Origin of the sequence: Acinetobacter gyllenbergii, assembly GCF_001682515.1 — a bacterium.
In the GTDB taxonomy this organism is placed as follows: domain Bacteria; phylum Pseudomonadota; class Gammaproteobacteria; order Pseudomonadales; family Moraxellaceae; genus Acinetobacter; species Acinetobacter gyllenbergii.
This window is the reverse complement of record NZ_KV575261.1, coordinates 521,480-541,992: the sequence shown is the minus strand read 5'-3', so window position 1 is coordinate 541,992 and position 20,513 is coordinate 521,480. Positions and strand designations below refer to the sequence as shown.

Sequence of the window (20,513 nt, the reverse complement as noted above, 5' to 3'; positions counted from 1 at the left end):
AGACAGAGAAAGGCGAGATAGCTTAACTAGAGATCGAGTGCAAAAAAGTTGAAATCTACACTGCTGGTTGAGATAAACCACCACCGAGCGCTTTATATAATTCGATCTGATTATTTAACTTAGTTTGCTCTAGCATCAGTAAACCTTGCTGTGCCGCATAAGCAGAACGTTGAGCATCCAAAACCGTTAAGTAACTATCAATCCCCGCTCTAAACCGAGCCGTCGATAATTTATAGGTGGTATCGGTTGCAGAAACCAAACGACGTTGAGCACTCAAACGATCCTCAATGTGGGCACGGGCAGCAAGAGCATCATTGACTTCACGAAAAGCGGATTGGATGGCTTTTTCATAATCTGCAACAGCAATTTTTTGCTCTGTTTCAGAAATTTTAACGTTGGCTTTACGTGTTCCCCAGTCAAAAATTGGAACATCAATACTTGGTCCAACGGACCAAGAGAAGCCTCCTGATTTAAATAAATCTTTGAGATCAGTCGATGCATATCCCGCTGAACCTGTCAGACTAATGGTCGGGAACATGTGTGCTTTCGCTGCGCCAATATTTGCTCCAGCAGCAAGTAGCTGATATTCAGCAGCTTTTAGGTCTGGACGATGATTGAGTAAATCACTGCTTAAGCCTGTTGCAAAAGTACTTTCAGCACTAATACTTTTCACGGCATGATTCGGTAGGAGATTTTGAGGAACAGCTTGGCCAGCCAATAGATCCAGTAGGTTTTGTGCTTGTGACACTTGGGTCTTATAGGTCGCCACATCATTTCGGGCTGTTTCAACCGAAATCTGAGCCTGACGTAATGGAACTTCACTATCAATCCCGACATCAAAGCGTTTTTTGTTGAGGTTATAGGAATCGAGTTGTGCTTTTAAGGTCTGCTCAGCCAGATTTAAATTGGCCTTTGCATAGGCATAATTCAACCATGCTTGGCTGACCTGACTCACTAGACTAATTTGAGTGGCATCTCTGGCACTTTGGGTGGCAAGGTAATTGTTTAGCGCAGCATCTTTTAAACTTTGTACACGACCCCAAAAGTCTAACTCATAAGCAGTTATGCCAAGGCCGACCTGAAAGGTGGAATAAGGATTATTCGGATTTACCGTAGGGTTGACTTGTCGTACAGCACTGCCAGTTGCTCCAATAGTAGGCAACTGGTCATTTTTACTGATTTGATATTGTTGCTGTGCACGTTGGATATTCAGTGTTGCAGTACGTAAGTCACGATTGTGATTTAAACTGATGTCGATCACTTTTAATAAACGAGAGTCTGAAAAAAATTGTTGATAACCCTGATTGGCAATTGAAGTTCCAGCCGTGGTTTGAGAAAAATTTTGTGGAATATCAGATTGAATCACAGGTTTTGGTGCCTGCATATTCATACACGCCGTCAAGGCCATTGAAAGCGTAGAGACAAGTAGGCCACGAGATAAGACAGTCACATTAGACATGGTCTTCTCCAAATAATATAAGGATAAATACAGAGGAGGAGTCAGAGGAAATCCGTTGATTCCCTCTGCTCAATGTCATTTAAGATGGATTTTTTTGCTTCGAAGAAAACAGCTTTTCAACTGCACCCAGAATAAAAATGAAGAAGACTGGGACAAAGAAGATCGCTAGAATTGTCGCTGAAATCATGCCACCAAATACACCTGTACCTAAGGCATGCTGTGTTTCCGAACTGGCACCTGAAGCGATGACCAATGGAATCACACCACAGGTAAAGGCGAGTGAAGTCATCAGAATCGGGCGTAAACGAAGTTTAGCTGCGGCAACGGTAGCCTCGACTAAACTCATGCCTTCTTCTTTCAGCATCTTGGCAAATTCGACAATCAGAATCGCGTTCTTGGCGGATAAACCAATAATGGTAATCAGGCCAATTTTAAAGAACACATCATTCATCAAGCCTCGAGACATAATCGCAACCACCGCACCAAAGATACCCAAAGGCACAACCAGCATCACCGAAAGCGGAATTGCCCAACTTTCATAAAGCGCAGCCAGAACAAGGAATACCACCAGCATAGAGAGTGCAAGTAAGAACGCCATTTGTGACTCAGACTGTTTTTCCTGTAAGGAAATACCTGTCCATTCATAGCCGATGCCTTTCGGTAATTTGGCAATCAGGTTTTCCATTTCACGCATGGCATCACCTGATGAAGTATCAAAGTTCGGAATACCTGCAATACTCAACGATGGACGTCCGTTATAGCGGTTATATTGCTGTGGTGCTTTATTCCATTGCGGTGTGACCACTTCCGATAAAGAGACCAATTGTCCATTTGAACCCATGACTTTCAGATTCAGAATATCTTTTAATTGCATCCGCGATTTGGCATCGACCTGTACAATCACTTGTTGCATACGTCCCTGATTCGGGAAGTCATTGATATACATTGAACCCATTGAAGTAGAAATGATGTCTGAAACATCTGCGAACTTCACACCAAGAACATTCAATTTTGCACGGTCAATTTTTAAAGAAATATTGTCACCTTGTGGTAAGCCTTCATTCCAGACCATATAGAACTTTTTATTCTTGGCTGCCATTTCCATTAACTGGTCTTGTGCAGCTAAAAGTGCAGGCATCCCTAGGTTGGCACGGTCTTGTAAGCGTAAGCTGAAACCTGAAAAAGTCCCAAGTTCATCAATGGCGGGTGGAAGCACCGCCATGGTTGCGCCTTCTTGACTATGTGCCATCGTTTCATTGACAGCATTGGTCATTTCGCTTGCACTGGAAGTACGCTCTTTAAAATCTTTGAGCGTGGTAAAGGCAATCCCCACGTTTTGACCTGCACCACTGAAGCCCCAGCCCATAATCGTGGTGTTACTTTTTACATTCGGATTGTCTTTTAAGCTACTTTCAAATTCATTTACCACATTGCGTGTTCTTTCAGCAGTGGCGTCAGAAGGCAACTGGAATGAAGTCAGGAACCAACCTTGATCTTCTTCAGGCATAAATGCCGTTGGCCAATACTTCATACCTGCGAAGGTAAGACCTGTAATCACCACAAAGATCGCCATCATTGGAATGCTATGTTTGATCACTTTCAGCAGGATCAATTCATACTTTTTGGTGACTTTATCGAAGCTACGGTCAAACCATGCAAAGAAACCTTTCTTTTGATGATGTCCATCAATCGGTTTGAGGATGGTGGCACATAGCGCAGGGGTTAAAATCAACGCCAATAATGCCGAGAACAGAATTGACACTGACATAGTTAAGGTGAATTGTTGATAGATAATACCAACCGAACCACTGGCAAAGGCCATCGGTAAGAACACCGCTGCTAGGACTAAGGTAATCCCAATAATTGGGCTAGTGATTTCCTTCATCGCTTTGGAGGTGGCTTCTTTCGGTGGCAGACCTTCAGTTGCCATAATCCGTTCGACGTTTTCCACCACCACAATCGCATCATCGACGATAATCCCGATAGCGAGCACCATACCAAACATGGTCAGTACGTTAATCGAGAAGCCTGCAAGCAACATCACCGCAAAAGTACCCAACAGTGCAATCGGTGCAACAATGGCTGGAATTAAGGTATAGCGAACATTATGCAAGAATAAATACATCACAATGAACACCAGAACCATGGCTTCAAGTAAGGTATGAATTACTTTTTCGATTGAAATTTTAACGAAAGGTGCAGTGTCATAAGGGATACTAAATTGCATGCCTTCAGGTAAATTGAGTTTTAATTCTTCAATTTTGGCTCTGACACCTTCAGCCGTTTTCACTGCATTGGCACCCGGGCTGAGCTGAATTGCAGCAGCCGTTGCTGGTTTACCATCTTCTAAAATCGCAAAGTTATAAGCCTGTGAACCCATTTCTACATGGGCAACATCAGATAGTTTAATGACACTACCACTGGTCTTACTTTTGAGACTGATATTTTTAAATTGTTCAACATCACCCAACTGACCTTCAGCAGATAGGGGGATCGTGATTAATTGACCTTTGACTGCAGGTAGATCACCGAGTCGACCAGGTGCAATCTCGACGTTATTTTCACGGATCGCATTATTGACATCACTAATCGACAGACCGTAAGACACCAGTTTGTTTGGGTCGACCCAAATCCGCATGGCTTTTTCTGCACCGAAGGATTGAACTTTACCTACGCCTTCAACACGTTTCAGTTCTTCGACTACGTTACGGACCAGGTAATCACTCAAGTCAACTTCAGAATATTGTCCATTCGGTGAGTTGATTCCAACCAGCATCAGGAAGCCTGATGAAGAGGCTTCAACCTGCAAACCTTGCTGGCGAACCACTTGAGGTAGACGTGCTTCAACAGCCTTGATCTTGTTTTGTACATCAACCTGCGCCATTTCAACATCTGTACCTGGTTTAAAGGTCGCAGAAATCTGGGCTGTACCAGAGGTATCTGTAGTCGCGCTATAGTAAAGCAGGTTTTTAACACCAGATAGTTCTCGTTCGATCAAAGTCACAACGCTGTCATTGATCGTCTTTGGCGTCGCACCTGGATATACCGCGCTAATGTTGACCTGAGGCGGCGCCACACTTGGAAAGCGGGCAATCGGTAATTTGGGAATACTCAGGACCCCAAATAAAATAATGAAAATCGCAATCACCCAGGCGAACACAGGGCGGCGAATGAAGAATTGTGACATCATCATTGAGCTCCTTGTATTGCAGGGACTTTCCAGTTGCTGATTTCAAGTTTTTGATTCGGCTGAATACGGTCAACGCCTTCTACAACGACTTTATCACCCGTTTTTAGGCCTTTATTGGCGATATAGAACTGATCATATTGTTGTCCCAATTCAATTGGGCGAATATCTGCTGCACCTTTGCTATTGATTACATACACTTGTGGCTCGCCATTAATGTTGCGTTGTACCGCTTGTGCTGGAATTAATAGCGCTTGTGGAACAGAAGCACGATCAATATTGACACGCACGTACATACCTGGAAGTAACTTTCTTTCAGGGTTTTGAACTTCGATACGAATGGTGACATCGCCAGTTTCTGGATCGACATTAATGTCTTCAAATAGCATTTTGGCGGTGACGTTATACGCCTGACCATGGCTATTTGAAATACGCACGGTTTTTTCATTATTGGCGGATAGCTCACCACTTTGTAGCGCAGCCTGTAAACGTTCGTATTCACTAATCGACTGTTTTACATCGACATAGACTTTATCAATTTGTTGTACGGTTGCCATGGTATTGGCATCACCTTGGCTGACCAATGCACCTTCAGTGACAAAGGATTGTCCGATCCGACCCGAAATCGGGGCACGCACAGTGGCGTATTGCAGATTTAGGTTTTGACGTGTAAGTAAGGCTTTCATCTGGGCAACATCAGCTAAGGCCTGACGATATTCAGCTTGGGCATTACTGACTTCTTGCTTACTGATCGCATTGCTTGGTAATAATTGTTCATAGCGTTCTAACTGAACTTTTAAACGTACTACTTCTGCTTCAGCCTTATTCAGTGAGGCACGATTACTGTTCACATCTGCTTGGAAGGTTTCAGCATTAATTTTATACAGTGCTTGTCCTGCTTTAACTTCACTGCCTTGTCGGAATAACACTTTTTCAATAATACCGCCGACTTGAGGGCGAATCTCAGCAGTTCTGAAAGCCTGTACACGCGCTGGTAAGTTTTCGCTAAAGTTGACCGCTTGCGGTTGAAGATTTAAAACACTCACTTTTGCAGGGGGCGTTTCAGCTGGCTTTGCCTCATCAGAACCACAGCCTTGTAATACAAGTCCGATGGATAAAAATAATGGAAGTAATAGATGCTTTTGCATTCTGTCTAAACCTTGGGAGTTTTTGATGCTGACATTATTTTCCTGCTTTGTGTAACCAACATCGGGGAAGTGTGGAAAAAGTGTGGAGATTGACAGATAAATCATCGTATGATGAATAGATTGTATTATTTGCCTAGATGGTTATGTTTGAGCATTCTTTTTCTTTTGATTGTCATGACAAACTTATTCTCGTCGTAGAAGATGAATATGAGATTGGTGATATTATTGAGCACTATCTCAAACGTGAAGGCATGCGTGTCATTCGTGCCATGAATGGTAAGCAAGCGATTGAAACGCATACTGCACAACCGATTGATTTAATTCTGCTGGATATTAAATTGCCTGAACTGAATGGTTGGGATGTGCTAAATAAAATTCGTCAAAAGGCGCAGACCCCCGTCATTATGTTGACTGCACTTGACCAAGATATTGATAAGGTGATGGCATTACGGATTGGTGCGGATGACTTTGTGGTTAAGCCTTTTAATCCCAATGAGGTGGTCGCACGGGTGCAGGCTGTGCTACGACGGGCTCAGCAAAACAGCCAAACAGTCAACAAGAATCTCATCTATAAAAACCTCGAAATTAATACCGATATACATAGTGTCTATGTTCATCAACAAGACAAAAAAGTCATGCTGAATCTTACCCTGACCGAATATAAAATATTGCTGCAAATGATTGATCATCCTTACAAAGTTTTTACGCGAGGTGAGCTTTTAAATCACTGTCTGCCAGATAGCGATGCTTTAGAACGCACAGTCGACAGCCATGTCAGTAAGCTGAGAAAGAAACTGGAAGAACATGGTTTACAACAGATGCTGATCAATGTGCGTGGTGTCGGGTATCGCTTGGATCATCCGCAAGATATATAAGCTTGAATGAATCAACACGGAAAAGAACTGATCTGGAAATTGAAATGAAAAATAAGTCAGGCATTAGTAAACAGCTCTTTATTGCATTAAGTATCGTGAACTTGAGCGTGACACTTTTTTCAGTTTTTCTGGGCTATTTTATTTATAACTATGCCATTGATGTAGGGTGGATTACCTTAAGCTCTTTGCAGGAAGATTGGACTGAATTCCATTTTGTCGATTGGATTTGGCTTTCTACAGTGGTTTTTTGTGGTGCTGTTATTTCTTTAATTATTGGGATGTTTCTAGCACAACGCTTTATTAAGCCGATTAATTTTTTGGCTGAAGCTGCAAAAAAAATCAGTCAAGGCGACCTTTCTGCAAGGGCAGATGATAGCCAGATTCATTCCACTGAAATTGCTGAGTTGATGCATCATTTTAATGACATGGCACAGCAGTTGGAAAGCTCGGTCGAAAATGCTCAAGTCTGGAATGCCGCGATTGCCCACGAACTCAGAACACCTATCACTATTTTGCAAGGGCGCTTACAAGGTATTTTAGATGGCGTGTTTAAACCCGACGAAGCTTTATTTAAAAGCCTGCTTAATCAGGTTGAGGGTTTATCGCATTTGGTCGAAGATCTACGTACTTTGAGTTTAGTTGAAAATCAGCAACTCAGATTAAATTATGAAAAGATTGATTTTAAATTGCATGCGGAAAAAGTTTTAAAACTGTTTGAAGATCGCTTGGTAAAAGCTCAAATTATCCCAGTACTGGATGTCAGGGCCGCATTGATTAGCTGTGATCGTCGTCGTCTTGAACAAGTACTGATTGCTCTGATCGAAAATGCAATTCGCTATGCAAATGCAGGAACACTTAAAATTTCTACGCAGTGGGTGGCAGGTGATTGGGTACTGAAGATTGAGGATCAGGGGCCAGGTATTGCGCCTGAGTATCAACAAGATCTATTTGATCCTTTTTTCAGATTGGAACAGTCTAGAAATAAAGAATTTGGTGGAACGGGTTTAGGTCTCGCCGTTGTTCACGCCATCGTCGTTGCGCACAAAGGTTCAATTGAATATAGCAATCCGAATCACAATAGTGTGTTTACTATCAAACTACCTATAACTAACTTCTCTGAATAAATCCAAAATGTGGATGACAGTAGATTCACTTGAATGAAGTTGCATAGACAAGAATTGTTGAATTTCCAGCACCCCCTCAACAGAATCATGCTGTTGTTGAAGCATGGACAAAATGAATATTTTTTAATTTATTGATATTTATAAATAAAAAACTGGCATCCAATTTGTATTAAAGCATAGTGAAAGATGAATTATGTTGAATAACAAATGTGGAGCAGAACATGAGTAGAAAAATTCGATTAGGTGCGTTTATCCCAGCGACTGGACAACATGTTGCCGCATGGCGACATCCTGAGTCTCAACCGAATAAAGCAGTAGATTTTGATTTTATTAAAGAACAGGTACAGTTAGCTGAAAAAGGCTTATTTGATGCTTATTTCCTAGCTGATGGTTTAGCGGTGAATTTCGGACAAGCAGAAAAAACTGGCTATAGTGATAAAGTGGCGGGCTTTGAACCTGTCACCTTGTTTGCCGCTTTATCGACAGTAACCAAACATATTGGTTTTATTGCCACGGCCTCGACTACGTATGAAGAACCGTATCTATTGGCACGGAAGTTTGCTTCTTTAGATCACCTCAGTCACGGTCGAGCGGGCTGGAATGTGGTGACTTCCGCTTCGGAAGCGGCCGCTGCCAATTTTGGCTATGAGCAACAGATTCCGCATGCAGAACGTTATGAGCGTGCCCAAGAATATGTTGAGTTGATTAAAAAACTGTGGGATAGCTGGGAAGATGATGCTTTTATTCACGATAAGGCATCAGGGGTGTTTTATGATCCTGAAAAAGTACATAACCCGAACCACAAAGGCAAATACTATGCGGTGAAAGGTGCGTTGAATGTACCTCGTACACCACAAGGCTATCCTGTGATTGTGCAGGCGGGGCAGTCAGGGCCAGGGCGTGATCTCGCAGCCCGTTATGCTGAAGTGATTTTCACCGCTAATCAAAAATTGGAAGATGCACAAGAGTTCTATCGTGATGTAAAAAGCCGTTTAGCGAAATATGGACGTGCAGCTGACGAACTTTTAATTTTACCGGGCGTTTCTGCCTTTGTGGGTCGTACCGAAGAAGAAGCACGCGCTAAATACCAGCAACTCACAGATTTGATTCATCCAGAAGCAGGACTTGCTTTACTCAGTGGTCTAAGTGGCGGCTTTGATTTCTCAGGCTATGATCTGGATGGCCCATTCCCAGAGTTGAGCGAGGGGCAGGGTATGGTGAGTCGTCCTGCACTCATTGCTGATATTGCTAAGAAAAACAATTTCAGTATTCGTCAACTGTATGAATGGGTGGCGGGGGCTCGTGGTCATTGGCAATTGATTGGTACGCCAGAACAGATTGTCGATCAATTACAGCAATGGTTTGAGAATGAGGCAGCTGATGGCTTTAATATTTTGCCTCCAAGTACACCTGCTGGCTTAAATGATTTTGTTGAGTTGATTGTGCCAGAGCTACAGCGTCGAGGCCTATTCCGTACTGAGTATGAAGGCACAACCTTACGTGAAAACTTAGGTCTGGTACGTCCAGAAAATCAATATGTATTGGCGCGCCAAGCTGAAAAAAACAAAGCCAGTTAAATTCATGTTAAAACTGAAGCATAAATTAAACAAACAAGGGTGATCTTTAACAGTCGCTCTTGTGTCATCACAATTGAATTGAGTGAAAAATGCAATATAGAAAATTAGGTCAAACTGATATTGATGTCAGTGTGATTGCCTTAGGCACCATGACATGGGGCGAACAGAATTCTGAATCCGAAGCACATTCACAATTGGATTATGCGGTTGAACGCGGGATTAATCTGATTGATACCGCTGAAATGTATCCTGTTCCGCCTAAGCCTGAAACGCAGGGGCTAACTGAAAAATATATTGGTACATGGTTAAAGCAGTCACAGAAACGAGATCAAGTCCTGATTGCAAGTAAAGTGGTCGGCCGTTCAGGGAAATTAACTCAAGCCTCGCATTTTCGTTCAGGTCAAACCAAGTTAGATCGCGTTAATATTGAATCTGCGTTGCATGATAGTTTGCAGCGTTTGCAGACGGACTATATTGATCTCTATCAACTGCATTGGCCAGACCGAAGTACCAATCATTTTGGTGAATTGGGCTATAACCATGTTGAAGATGAAGAGACCGTTCCAATTTTGGAAACGCTGACAGTTTTGGCAGATTTAATTCGGGCAGGCAAAATTCGTCATATTGGTCTATCCAATGAAACACCGTGGGGTGTGAGCCAGTTTTTAAAATATTCCGAAAGCTTAGGCTTGCCACGGGTCGTGTCTATTCAAAATCCGTATAACTTATTGAACCGTAGTTTTGAAATTGGCAATGCAGAAATTGCAATCCGAGAACAGGTGGGCTTACTGGCGTATTCACCTTTAGCTTTTGGTGCATTGACTGGAAAATACCTAGATGGCGCACAACCAGCAGGCGCACGCTTAACGCGGTGGGAACGTTTTGCTCGCTATAAAGGACAAGCATCTGAAGATGCAATCCGTCGTTATGTGGCATTGGCTAAACAATATGATTTAGATCCTGCTCAATTGGCATTGGCCTATGTGAACAGTCGCCGTTTTGTGACCAGTAATATTATTGGGGCCACCAATTTAACCCAACTGAAAACCAATATCGAGAGTATTGATCTACAACTCTCAGATCAAGTGATTCAGGGGATTGAGCAAATTCATCAAGCGCATCCTAATCCTGCACCTTAAGGCCTAGAGCATATTCTTTAATTTAATGTCTTCTTTTGTTCAAGACAGCTGAGTTAATCCAGCTGTCTTTTTTTATTTTGAGAGAAACATATCGCTGCATTATTCCTATATCTAAAAATAAGAAATAAACACCTGAAAATAAGCTGTTTTGGTATAAGCAGGGTGTTGGAAAATCAGCAGTGCTTCAACAGGGGAAATGGAAGTGTTTCTTGAAATAATAATAAAAAACAACTACTTAATAGTTGGCATGCTGCTTGCAAATATCTCGGTAGATGAATCAAAGATTGGTTTTATGCAGGCTGAGGAGCACAGAATGAAGATGTTGCGTTGTTGTATGGCAAGTTAAGTTCTCTCTTATTTTTTAATTTATTTGGTTGGGATTTTTTTGAAGTGTGATTGCAGATTCAGTCGCACACAGGATTTTTTGACTCAAATTTTAGTATTTTCGTTTTAGGGGTTTTATTGGTGAAAAAGCATCATCTCTCTTTATCGGTTGCATTAAGCATGGCAACGCTTTTGGGAAGCGGCACAGTTCAGGCAGCAGAAGATATAGATACTACATTAGCGCAGTTACAGGCGCAGCTGACGGCTTTGCAACAGCAAGTCAATGCATTAAAGCAAAAGAAACAAGCTTCAACTGAGATTGTTGAAACAGAAGCAGTGAATGCCCAACAGGAAACAGCAGCAGGCATTCAGGAGGAAGAAAATACCGAACATAGCTTTGCCACCCAAAGTGAATTGGCAGGTTTCCGTAGTGATCTGGAAAACTACAAATATGATCAGTCTCGTCAGTATGAGCGGACGTCAGTGAAGTCGACACGAGATGCCACCTTATATGGAACCGTTCAAGTTCGGGCACAGGGTCAGAGCCGAGACACAGCATCTGGAAATCCAGCACCGGTTACACCACGTCGTAATACTTTTGATGTTCCAACCGCTTTATTTGGTGTGCGAGGAAATTTATATCGAGATTATAAAGAAGGCAAAAACCTAGATTATCAACTTTCTTTTAGTTATGGCAAACGTGTTGGCACAGCAGGTAGCGCCAGTGACCTGAATCTGGCAGATGCCTTCTTACGCTATAACTTCACCTCGACCAATGGTGGGCCAGAAGTTCCTCGTTTGAATGTGACCTTTGGTCAGCAACTGATTCCATTTGGTTTAGATCCACAATCACCTGAGGATTTACGACCGACCATCAATGTTGCCACAGGTCTTGCTCAATTGGGCTTATTCAACCGTCAAACTGGTTTGATTGTGCGAGGTGACGTCAAACCATTTGTCGATTATTCATCGAATTACCGTGCGCCCTTATTTGAATATGCGCTGGGTGTCGTCAATGGCAATGGCACCAATAAAGTCGATGACAATGACAAGAAAGATTATATCGGACGGGTCGCTTTCACTTTACCTGTTGATTATGCCAGTTGGTTCCGTGAGCTGAAATTTGGTGCTTCGTATCTCAAAGGCAGTAAAAACGTCATCGCAGGCAGTAATGTTCTCGATGGTAACGGTCGCAATGATCGTGTGGGACTGGATATCTACTATAACCATGCACCGTTTGGCGTGACTTATGAATATGTCAAAGGACTTAGTGACTATGCAACGGTCACAGGTTCTACCTCCGAAGTAAAGTCTGAAGGACATACCGCAACCCTGTTTTATACCTTTGGCGATCAATTTTATAACAGTGTGAAATCTGTAGCCAAGTTTGATGATTTTTGGCCGAAATCGATTCAGACCTTCTATCGCTATGACAGCTATAACCCAAATAAAGGTGCAGATGTCATCGGTATTGCAGGGCATGGACTTGGCAAAGTCGATATTCATACCTTGGGCCTCAATTTCTTCTTCGCCCAAACCACCAAATTCCAATTAGGGCTGAATCGTTGGAGTTATGACCACGAGACAGCAGCGCAAAAAGACTTCTCGGAAGTACAAGCGCAATTCCAATACACCTTTTAATTTTCCAATATGAGTAATGACGCAATGAAATTTTTAACGAAACATTTATTTATTGGTGCAGCGGCTGGTTTGCTAATTGCCTCCAGCTTCTCGGTTTTTGCTGAAAGCAATCCCACCGAAATTCGACTGGGTGTACCTGGTGCTGGTGTAGGTGGAAAACCCAAGGTTGGTGGCAGTGCGTATGCAAGTGCGAACTTACGCGGCATTTTGGAAAAAGAGTTTGCCAAAGACGGCATCAAGGTGAAATGGAGCTTTTTCCCCGGTGCAGGCCCCGCATTAAATGAGGCCTTAGCCAATAAAAAAGTTGATTTTGGTATCGGGCATGGTGATTTACCGTCAATTGTCGGACGTTCAACGGGTTTGAAATCCAAACTGTTATTTGTGACTGGACGTTTTGGACCAGTCTACTTTGCAGTGCCATCGGATTCAGGCGCGAAAAGTCTGGCGGATTTAAAAGGCAAAACCATTTCTGTATTTAAAGGCACCAACCAACAGCTGATTTTGGGACGTTTATTGCGTAAATACGGATTCACTGAAAAAGATTTCCGTGTGATTAGTCAGGACTTTTATTCAGCTCAAACTTCACTCTCAACAGGTGATATTGATGGCCTGATTACCAGTCCGTGGACATTGGAAGCACGTGGTGTGGCAAAGCGTATTTTAGAAGTGCGTAAAGATCCAAATCTGAATGGTCCATTGGTGGCATGGGTCAGCGAAGATTTTGAGAAGAAATACCCACAAATTGTGCAGCGTGTGGTGACCACATTTATTAAGGATAACGTGTGGAGCTCGGATGAAAAGAACCGTGATACGCAGTACAAGTTATGGGCGCAAAGTGGTGTGCCTTATCTTGACTATAAAAAAGACTGGGATGATTACTCGCTGAAAGATCGTAACTCACCATACTTTGATGATTATGCAGTCAACTCTTTAAAGAAATCAGTTCAGCAGTCGCTTGATTACAAACTGATTCGCCGTCCAGTAGATGTGGATTCTTGGATTGAACCGAAGTATCTCAATACCGCGATTCAAGAACTGAAACTGGAAAATTTCTGGCCAAAATTTGATGTAAACGGCAACCGTAAAAAGTAATTGTGATTTGGTTTTGGCCAAGGGTATGTATGACTTTGGCTAGCCAGTTTATTTGTTCAGCATTTTAGGAATGACCTATGCGTCAGGAATCGGTTGCTCAGGCTGAATTGGGTCAGTGGCGCTTCGTATTGGGCTTTATCGGCTTGGCATTGTGTGCCGGCTTGGGCATTGGTATAGCGAAAATCGTGACCTCGTTATATGCGGTGCAGTTAGCTGCAAATGAGTTTGAAATGGGAGTGATTGCTGCAGTACAGAGTCTCGGTATTTTATTGATCGGATTGCCAATTGGTTTGTTAGTACAGCGACACGGACCTAAGACAATGTTTGTGTTAGGAAGTTTTCTCGCAGCAGTGGTGTATGTCACGGTGCCGTTTTATCCAGCGGTTTGGTACCTGATCTTATGTACTTTCCTTGTTGGACTATGTATGCCAATGCGGTTTGTTTCACTCAACACGGTTTATATGCAGCATTTAAAAAGTATAGGTGCTGCTCGGGCGGGATGGTTTAGAGGTACGCATATGATGGGCTTCTTTCTGGTTGGTCCGCTATTGGCCGTGAGCTTAGTGAGTGGAGCTGGATTCTCAGGCGCATTTTGGTGGATTGCGGGACTTTTTCTGCTACCGATAGTGTTTGCACCCTTGGCCTTTGGATCTAATTCAATACAGATCAGGCAAGTGCAGCAGAACGAAGTCTTTAGCCTAGCTTTAATTGCCAAGCAATTGGTTTTATTAAAACAAGATCAGGCTTTACGGCGTACCAGTCTGATTGAAATGGCAAGCAACGCCGTGATGGCGTACTACGGGTTTTTCATTATTGAGATTGCGATTAAAGACTATGGCTTGAGTGAAACCATTGCTGCCAGTTTGGTGACACTACAGGGCGCTGTCTTTGTTGCAGCTTTGTTTAGTACAGGGACGTTGCTGGCTCGTTGGGGGATAAAACGCTTTTATCAAATGGGCTTTGCATCAATTGCAGTGGCATCTGTGGCCTTGGGTATTCCCAAAGTTCCAGCGCTGTTGTGGGGGGGGGGCTGTGATTTTGGGTTTGGGGCTTGCAATGTTGCATATCGTCAATTTCACCATGTTTGCTAATGTCGGTGAACGACTCGGAATGGCAAAGGTTTCAGGGTTGAGCGCGATGGCAGGTCCTGCGGGGGCTTTGTTGGGCAGTATTGTCGGAGGCTGGTTAGGTCATTACTGGGGCTTACAGTCGATATTCCTAATCGCCGCAGTTTTATTTGCTGGGCTGATCGGCTTTGCTCAACATCTCACCCATGTATTTATCGCGCCGCCTGTAGAAATTGAAATGTATTCAGAAATAGAGGGGCAATAAAATGAGTAGCATCGAAACTCAATTAGAAAATGAACAGACATGGCAGCGGATCAATTTAGGCCCTTATTTAAAACAGTTTGGGTTCTGGATTGCCCGTATTGTATTGGCATTGATTGTACCTGCGATTGGATTAGCAGCTTGGCAGTATGCGGTACAAAAACAATGGTTACCTGAACAGATTTTGCCAAGTCCAGTCTTGGTTTGGCAAACCACCTTGGAACTGATCGATACGCATGAGTTGCAGGATAATTTATGGATTAGTTTAAAACGGGTGGCTTGGAGTGTCTTGGTGGGCGGCAGTATCGGGTTGTTATTGGGTTTTCTCATCGGATTATCGCGTATTGCGCATCGATTTATTTATCCAACTTTTAATTTAATTGCTCAATTTCCCGTGATTGGCTGGATTCCATTACTGATGATTTTCTTAGGCATCGATGAAAGCCTAAAAATTGCAGCAATTTCACTTGCGGTATTTGTTCCTGTGCTCGTTGCGACCTATCGCAGTGTTTTGAATGTGCCTCCGCATTTATTAGAAGTTTCGCAGGTGTATCGCTTTAGTGCATGGCAGCGATTTCGTCGTGTCATTTTGCCTTCTGCTTTGCCCAATATTGTCAGTGGTTTACGACAAGGGATTATGCAGGCGTGGTTGTCTCTGGTGTTCGTCGAGCTATTAGCAAGCAGTGAAGGTATTGGTTATTTGATTGTGTGGGGACGACAACTGATTCAACCCGACATTATTTTTATGGCTGTCATTGTGATTGGCATCGTAGGTTTTGTCCTCGATCACATTTTGGGTTGGGTTGAACATAGTTTTAGCCATTGGCAACGTCGTGCATTTTAGGGGGGGATTGAATATGTCTATTACTTCTACATCCAAAACAAGATTTAATTTCAATTATTTAAACGTTTATGGTTTGGTCCTCCCAATTGTTTTTATTGTGTTATGGGCGATCGCATCCAAGTTGAATTGGGTCAATCCTAAACTCATTCCAGCACCATTTGAGGTGGTGCAGATTGCAATTCATCAATTTCAGCAGCAAGAGTTTTGGACTGGTTTAGGTGCGAGTTTATTTCGTGATCTGGCTGGTTTTGTGATTGGAAGCATCTTGGCCATCATTTTTGGCATTGTGATTGGTATCTCACGCTGGGCCAATTATTTATTTTTGCCAAGTTTTAATGTGCTGCGTCAGATTTCCTTATTTGCATGGCTTCCTCTGATCACGACCTTCTTGGATTATGGCAATAGTGCAAAAATCTTATTTATTGTACTTTCGGTCTTTTATCCCGTGGCCTTACACACTATTGATGGGGTCAGACAAATCCCGCTGCAGCAATACGAAGTCGCCAAGGTTTATCAATTCAATGCTTGGCAGACTTTGAGCAAACTAATTTTACCCGCAGCTGCAACTCAAATCTTTTTAGGTTTACAACTCGGATTGATCTTCGCTTGGGTTGCCACTATTGGGGCAGAATTTCTGCTTGCCAATTATGGGGTTGGGCTAGGCAATATTGTAATCCGTGGGCGGGTTGCCTTAGATGTCGGCTTGATTGTATTTGGCTTGATCATCATTGGCTTTATTGGGGTGGCGTGGAATTACTTCGCCAATTGGGCAGAGCGCCGTATTTTGGTTTGGCGACGTTAGGAGAAGAATAAAATGAAACAACAACGTTTTCAGCAGTATTTCAAACGTCGCTTTAAATGGCTGCGTCAGCTCAGCATCTTCAGTTTAACTATGTTGGCTTTGGTCGCTTGTAGTAAAAACTCAGACGCACCTGCTAATCAAGTACATGAACTCCGTTACCAATCTTTAACCAGTGTGGTTTCACTACCAGAACTGGCTGAAGACTTGGGCTATTTAGGTGATTTAAAGCTGAAATATGTAGGCAGTGTGCAAGGTGGTCCACAAGATTTACAGGCCTTAACCACAGGCGATGTGGATGTTGCCACTGCTTTCGATGGTGCAATCATTAAATTAGCCGCTGCGGGAATTAAGATCAAAGCCGTAGTTGCTTCTTATGGCAGTGATGACAAAAGCTGGGTGGGGTATTACGTTCCCAATAATAGTCCGATTCATTCAGCGCGTGATTTGATTGGAAAAAAAGTGGCCGTAAATACATTGGGTGCACATTATGAGTTTGTTTTAAAAGACTATTTGGCGCGTCAAGGTTTAACTAATGATGAAATCAATCAGGTTGAGTTTGTTGTTTTACCGCCGACCAATACTGAACAAGCTCTACGTGCAGGACAAGTTGATGCTGCTGCACTGGTGTCTATTTTTCAAGATAAGGCCATGGAACGTGGCGGTTTAAGAAAACTGGTCTCAGATACGGATCTGTATGGCAGTTTTACCGCGGGCAGTTATGTCTTTACTGAAAAATTCATCCAGCAACATCCAGAAGTCGTGAAGCAGTATGTAACGGGTGTAGCGAAAGCCGTGGAATGGACTAAGCAAACGCCGCGTGAACAAGTGCTCGCCCGTTTTAACAGCATTATTGAAAAAAGAAAGCGCAATGAAAGCGATGTGCTGATGCAGTACTGGCGCAGCTATGGTGTGGTGAGTCAAGGTGGCTTGTTAAACGCAGCACAATATCAACGTTGGATTGACCTATTTGAAAAACGCGGTGAGCTCAAACCGAATCAGGTCAAGGCAGATGCTTTATTTAGCAATCAATTTAATCCCTACGCAAGTGAAAACAAAAATGTAGCTGACGATCAGCGCAGTAAGGAGCATACCCAATGACAATTAAATTAAAAATTGAAAATGTTTATAAGTCATTTGCCGCCAAGAAAGTCAAAGGTGCAAAAGACCAAGCAGAAGATTTTGTGGCAGTCGAAAATCTATCTTTGGATGTTAAGGCAGGTGAGTTTGTTGCCATTGTAGGGCCAAGTGGATGTGGTAAATCAACGCTCTTGGATTTGCTCGCGGGTTTGACGACTCCGACCACAGGTCAAATTCTGATTGATGGGCAAGCTATAAAAAAGCCTGGGTTGGATCGCGGTATCGTCTTCCAACAATATGCACTGTTTCCATGGTTGACCGCGCTACAAAATATTGAGTTTGGTCTAGATGCCAAGGGTGTCAGCAAAGAACAGCGTTATCAAACTGCAAAGTATTTTTTAAATTTGGTCGGGCTGGCTGAATTTGAACATCATTATCCAAATGAGCTTTCAGGAGGAATGAAGCAACGTGTGGCAATTGCTAGAAGTTTGGCTTATGACCCTGACATTTTATTGATGGATGAACCTTTTGCCGCACTGGATGCACAGACCCGTGAAACCTTGCAGGCTGAATTGGTGAAAATCTGGCAACAGACTCAGAAGACCATCATTTTTATTACCCATAGCATTGATGAAGCAATCTATTTGGGGCAACGCATTGCCATTATGACCTCTCGACCAGGGCGTATTAAACAGGTGATTGAGGTGCCAGCTGCATTGCGAAGTGATCAGGAGGATGTTCGTTCCAGTCCTGAGTTCAACCAGTTGCGTCATCAAATCTGGAGCTTATTACGAGAAGAGGTCTTGAAAGCACAAGCGCAAGAAAAACAAAAGCAACTGGTGGCTTAAGCTAACCATTCATGGATTAAAAAATTAGAGGTGATTATGTCGAGCTCAAAAGATACCTTAACCTTTCCAAAGACGATTCAGCAGCGATCGATTCGCTCAACTCAAAAGCCCCATTCTTTATGGGCGGAATTAAATTTGGTTTGGCTGTCTAAATCGCTTAAGCGTTCAGCCGCGATTTTATTATTTTTAGCTGTTTGGGAAATTGTGCCAAGAGTTGGTTTGGTCGATTCCGCTTTCTTGCCCGCATTTTCAACGGTGTTGCTCAGTGGCTGGAATCTGATTCAGAATGGTCAGCTACTCACGCATATACAAGCCAGTCTAATTCGCTCGTTAAGCGGATTTATTTTCGCGATCCTGATTGCGATTCCGCTTGGTTTAGCCATCGGTTGGTATACACGCTTTTCCGAATTTCTGAACCCATTGCTTGAAGTGTTCCGTAATACGGCGGCTTTGGCCTTATTGCCCGTATTTATCTTGTTTCTAGGTATCGGTGAAAGCTCAAAAATTGCTTTAGTCACCTATGCCTGCACATGGCCAATTCTATTGAATACCATTAGTGGTGTTCGTAATGTTGATCCACTGTTGATTAAGTCAGCACGGACCATGGGACTGAGTCCAGTGCAGTTATTCCGTAAAGTGATTTTACCCGCTGCGATTCCAACGATTTTTGTGGGTGTACGCTTGGCTGGCTCATTCTCGGTGCTGATGCTGATTGCTGCTGAAATGGTCGGGGCGAAAGCTGGTCTAGGCTATCTGATTAACTATGCACAATATAACTTCCAGATTCCTGAAATGTTCTTTGGCATTATCAGTATTACCAGCATTGGCTTGCTGTTCAACTACAGTCTGCTTGCGATCGAAAAGCGTTTAACTGCTTGGAAAACGGAACGATAGTCAGGAGAAGCTGATGCAGCAAGACTGGAAAAAATATCTAGGCAGAATGAGTTCTGTGATTGCGATATCGGTGCTGTTGTGGGGATGTAGCAAACCAGAGTCGAAAGTGGTACGCAGTGATGGACTCGAATCTCTAGAATTCAAATATTTAGGTTCACCAGGTGTGGTGACACCTTTGGAACTGGCTGAAGACTTGGGCTATCTTGCACCAATCAAATTAAGCTATCAGGGTGTTTCTACAGGTGGTCCGCAAGGTATTCAATCTGCTTTGTCAGGAGATAGTGATATCAGCAGTCCAAGTTTTGCAGGTTCGGCCGTCAAAATGGTGGCCAGTGGCGTACCGGGAACCGTGGTGATTGCTGCATACGGCACTTTTGATGATCCTTTTGCAGGCTATTATGTACTTGGACATAGTCCGATTCATTCTGCCAAAGACTTAATTGGCAAAAAGGTCGGCACCAATATTCTGGGTGCACAAGTGGAATACATGCTCAAAAGCTATTTAAAAAAAGGAGGACTCAGCCCTGAGCAAATTAATCAGGTCACGCTTGTGGTTTTGCCGCCTGGTTCCGCCGAGCAAGCCTTGCGAAGTGGTCATGTTGATTTGGCACCATTGGCAGGCCCAGCGATAGAACGTGGTGGTGTACGCCGTCTTTATCGGGACTATGATTTGGTTGGTGATCTGACCACGGGCAGCTATGTCATGGCGAATCGTTATATTGCAGAACATCCCAATACCACCCGTAAAGTGGTTACAGGGATTGCCCAAGCGATTGAATGGTCTAGACAACAACCTAGAGATCAGGTCATTGCTCGCTTCGAGCAGATTTTGCAAAAACGCAAACGGCCTGAAAACGGTGCGATGTTGAAATATTGGACCCAGTGGGGTATTCCAAGCAGCGCTGGTAAATTTCAAGATAATGATTTTAAAATATGGGTGGATGATCTGATTGAAGAAGGTCAATTAAAAAGCAATCAGATTGATTATAAAAAGATATATAGCAATCAATATAATGAATATGGCCGAAATTAAATATGATTTTTAGCTGAATTAATAATGGTTTGTTTCTATTTTAATAAATAGAAATAACAAAGGTGAATTATTGATTTCTATTTAAACCAATAGTCATGCAAGATAACTTCTCTTTTCGAA

15 protein-coding genes and 1 pseudogene are annotated in these 20,513 nt (G+C 42.9%); 13 read left to right on the top strand and 3 right to left on the bottom strand.

The genetic code is table 11. From position 1 onward, the window contains the following. Positions 1 to 55: 55 nt before the first annotated feature. The 3 genes from adeC to NG55_RS02750 all read right to left on the bottom strand — a co-directional run bounded on the left by adeC (position 56) and on the right by NG55_RS02750 (position 5,794). On the bottom strand, positions 56 to 1,459 hold the full coding sequence (gene adeC / locus NG55_RS02760; protein ID WP_065342245.1) for an AdeC/AdeK/OprM family multidrug efflux complex outer membrane factor: 1,404 nt from the start codon (positions 1,457 to 1,459) through the stop codon (positions 56 to 58). 79 nt (positions 1,460 to 1,538) lie between these two features. After that, on the bottom strand, positions 1,539 to 4,649 hold the full coding sequence (locus NG55_RS02755; RefSeq protein WP_023270472.1) for an efflux RND transporter permease subunit: 3,111 nt from the start codon (positions 4,647 to 4,649) through the stop codon (positions 1,539 to 1,541). After that, positions 4,649 to 5,794 (bottom strand): efflux RND transporter periplasmic adaptor subunit, encoded by a 1,146-nt coding sequence (locus NG55_RS02750; protein ID WP_023270473.1) that lies wholly within the window; start codon positions 5,792 to 5,794, stop codon positions 4,649 to 4,651. The genes NG55_RS02755 and NG55_RS02750 overlap by 1 nt, the downstream gene beginning before the upstream one ends. 143 nt (positions 5,795 to 5,937) lie before the next feature. Between NG55_RS02750 and adeR the strand changes: the two genes are divergently transcribed. From adeR to NG55_RS02685, 13 genes and pseudogenes are all read left to right on the top strand, one after another. After that, positions 5,938 to 6,669 carry an efflux system response regulator transcription factor AdeR gene (gene adeR / locus NG55_RS02745; protein ID WP_065342244.1) on the top strand — a complete coding sequence of 244 codons (732 nt, stop codon included), beginning with the start codon at positions 5,938 to 5,940 and terminating at the stop codon, positions 6,667 to 6,669. A 44-nt stretch (positions 6,670 to 6,713) separates the two neighbouring features. Next, entirely contained in the window at positions 6,714 to 7,793 is a 1,080-nt protein-coding gene (gene adeS / locus NG55_RS02740; RefSeq protein WP_065342243.1) for a two-component sensor histidine kinase AdeS, read from the top strand. Positions 7,794 to 8,014: 221 nt separating this feature from the next. Next, positions 8,015 to 9,370 (top strand): LLM class flavin-dependent oxidoreductase, encoded by a 1,356-nt coding sequence (locus NG55_RS02735; RefSeq protein ID WP_065342242.1) that lies wholly within the window; start codon positions 8,015 to 8,017, stop codon positions 9,368 to 9,370. Between the two features lie 89 nt (positions 9,371 to 9,459). Continuing rightward, positions 9,460 to 10,509 (top strand): NADP(H)-dependent aldo-keto reductase, encoded by a 1,050-nt coding sequence (locus NG55_RS02730; RefSeq protein WP_065342241.1) that lies wholly within the window; start codon positions 9,460 to 9,462, stop codon positions 10,507 to 10,509. A 465-nt stretch (positions 10,510 to 10,974) separates the two neighbouring features. Further along, complete coding sequence (locus tag NG55_RS02725; protein ID WP_065342696.1) at positions 10,975 to 12,474, top strand: porin family protein; 1,500 nt, start codon at positions 10,975 to 10,977, stop codon at positions 12,472 to 12,474. Between the two features lie 24 nt (positions 12,475 to 12,498). After that, positions 12,499 to 13,566 (top strand): ABC transporter substrate-binding protein, encoded by a 1,068-nt coding sequence (locus tag NG55_RS02720; protein ID WP_065342240.1) that lies wholly within the window; start codon positions 12,499 to 12,501, stop codon positions 13,564 to 13,566. A gap of 77 nt (positions 13,567 to 13,643) precedes the next feature. Then, a pseudogene (locus tag NG55_RS02715) lies at positions 13,644 to 14,898 on the top strand (MFS transporter). A 1-nt stretch (position 14,899) separates the two neighbouring features. Next, entirely contained in the window at positions 14,900 to 15,739 is an 840-nt protein-coding gene (locus tag NG55_RS02710; protein WP_065342239.1) for an ABC transporter permease, read from the top strand. Positions 15,740 to 15,752: 13 nt separating this feature from the next. Then, on the top strand, positions 15,753 to 16,541 hold the full coding sequence (locus tag NG55_RS02705; RefSeq protein WP_065342238.1) for an ABC transporter permease: 789 nt from the start codon (positions 15,753 to 15,755) through the stop codon (positions 16,539 to 16,541). Positions 16,542 to 16,553: 12 nt separating this feature from the next. Continuing rightward, positions 16,554 to 17,639 carry an ABC transporter substrate-binding protein gene (locus tag NG55_RS02700; protein ID WP_065342237.1) on the top strand — a complete coding sequence of 362 codons (1,086 nt, stop codon included), beginning with the start codon at positions 16,554 to 16,556 and terminating at the stop codon, positions 17,637 to 17,639. Continuing rightward, positions 17,636 to 18,466 carry an ABC transporter ATP-binding protein gene (locus NG55_RS02695; RefSeq protein ID WP_065342236.1) on the top strand — a complete coding sequence of 277 codons (831 nt, stop codon included), beginning with the start codon at positions 17,636 to 17,638 and terminating at the stop codon, positions 18,464 to 18,466. Before NG55_RS02700 ends, NG55_RS02695 begins: the two co-directional genes overlap by 4 nt. 36 nt (positions 18,467 to 18,502) lie before the next feature. Next, the gene (locus NG55_RS02690; protein WP_065342235.1) at positions 18,503 to 19,360 is read left to right on the top strand and encodes an ABC transporter permease; all 858 of its coding nucleotides are present in this window, start codon (positions 18,503 to 18,505) and stop codon (positions 19,358 to 19,360) included. A 13-nt stretch (positions 19,361 to 19,373) separates the two neighbouring features. Beyond that, the gene (locus NG55_RS02685) at positions 19,374 to 20,393 is read left to right on the top strand and encodes an ABC transporter substrate-binding protein (RefSeq protein ID WP_407638666.1); all 1,020 of its coding nucleotides are present in this window, start codon (positions 19,374 to 19,376) and stop codon (positions 20,391 to 20,393) included. Positions 20,394 to 20,513 lie beyond the last annotated feature (120 nt).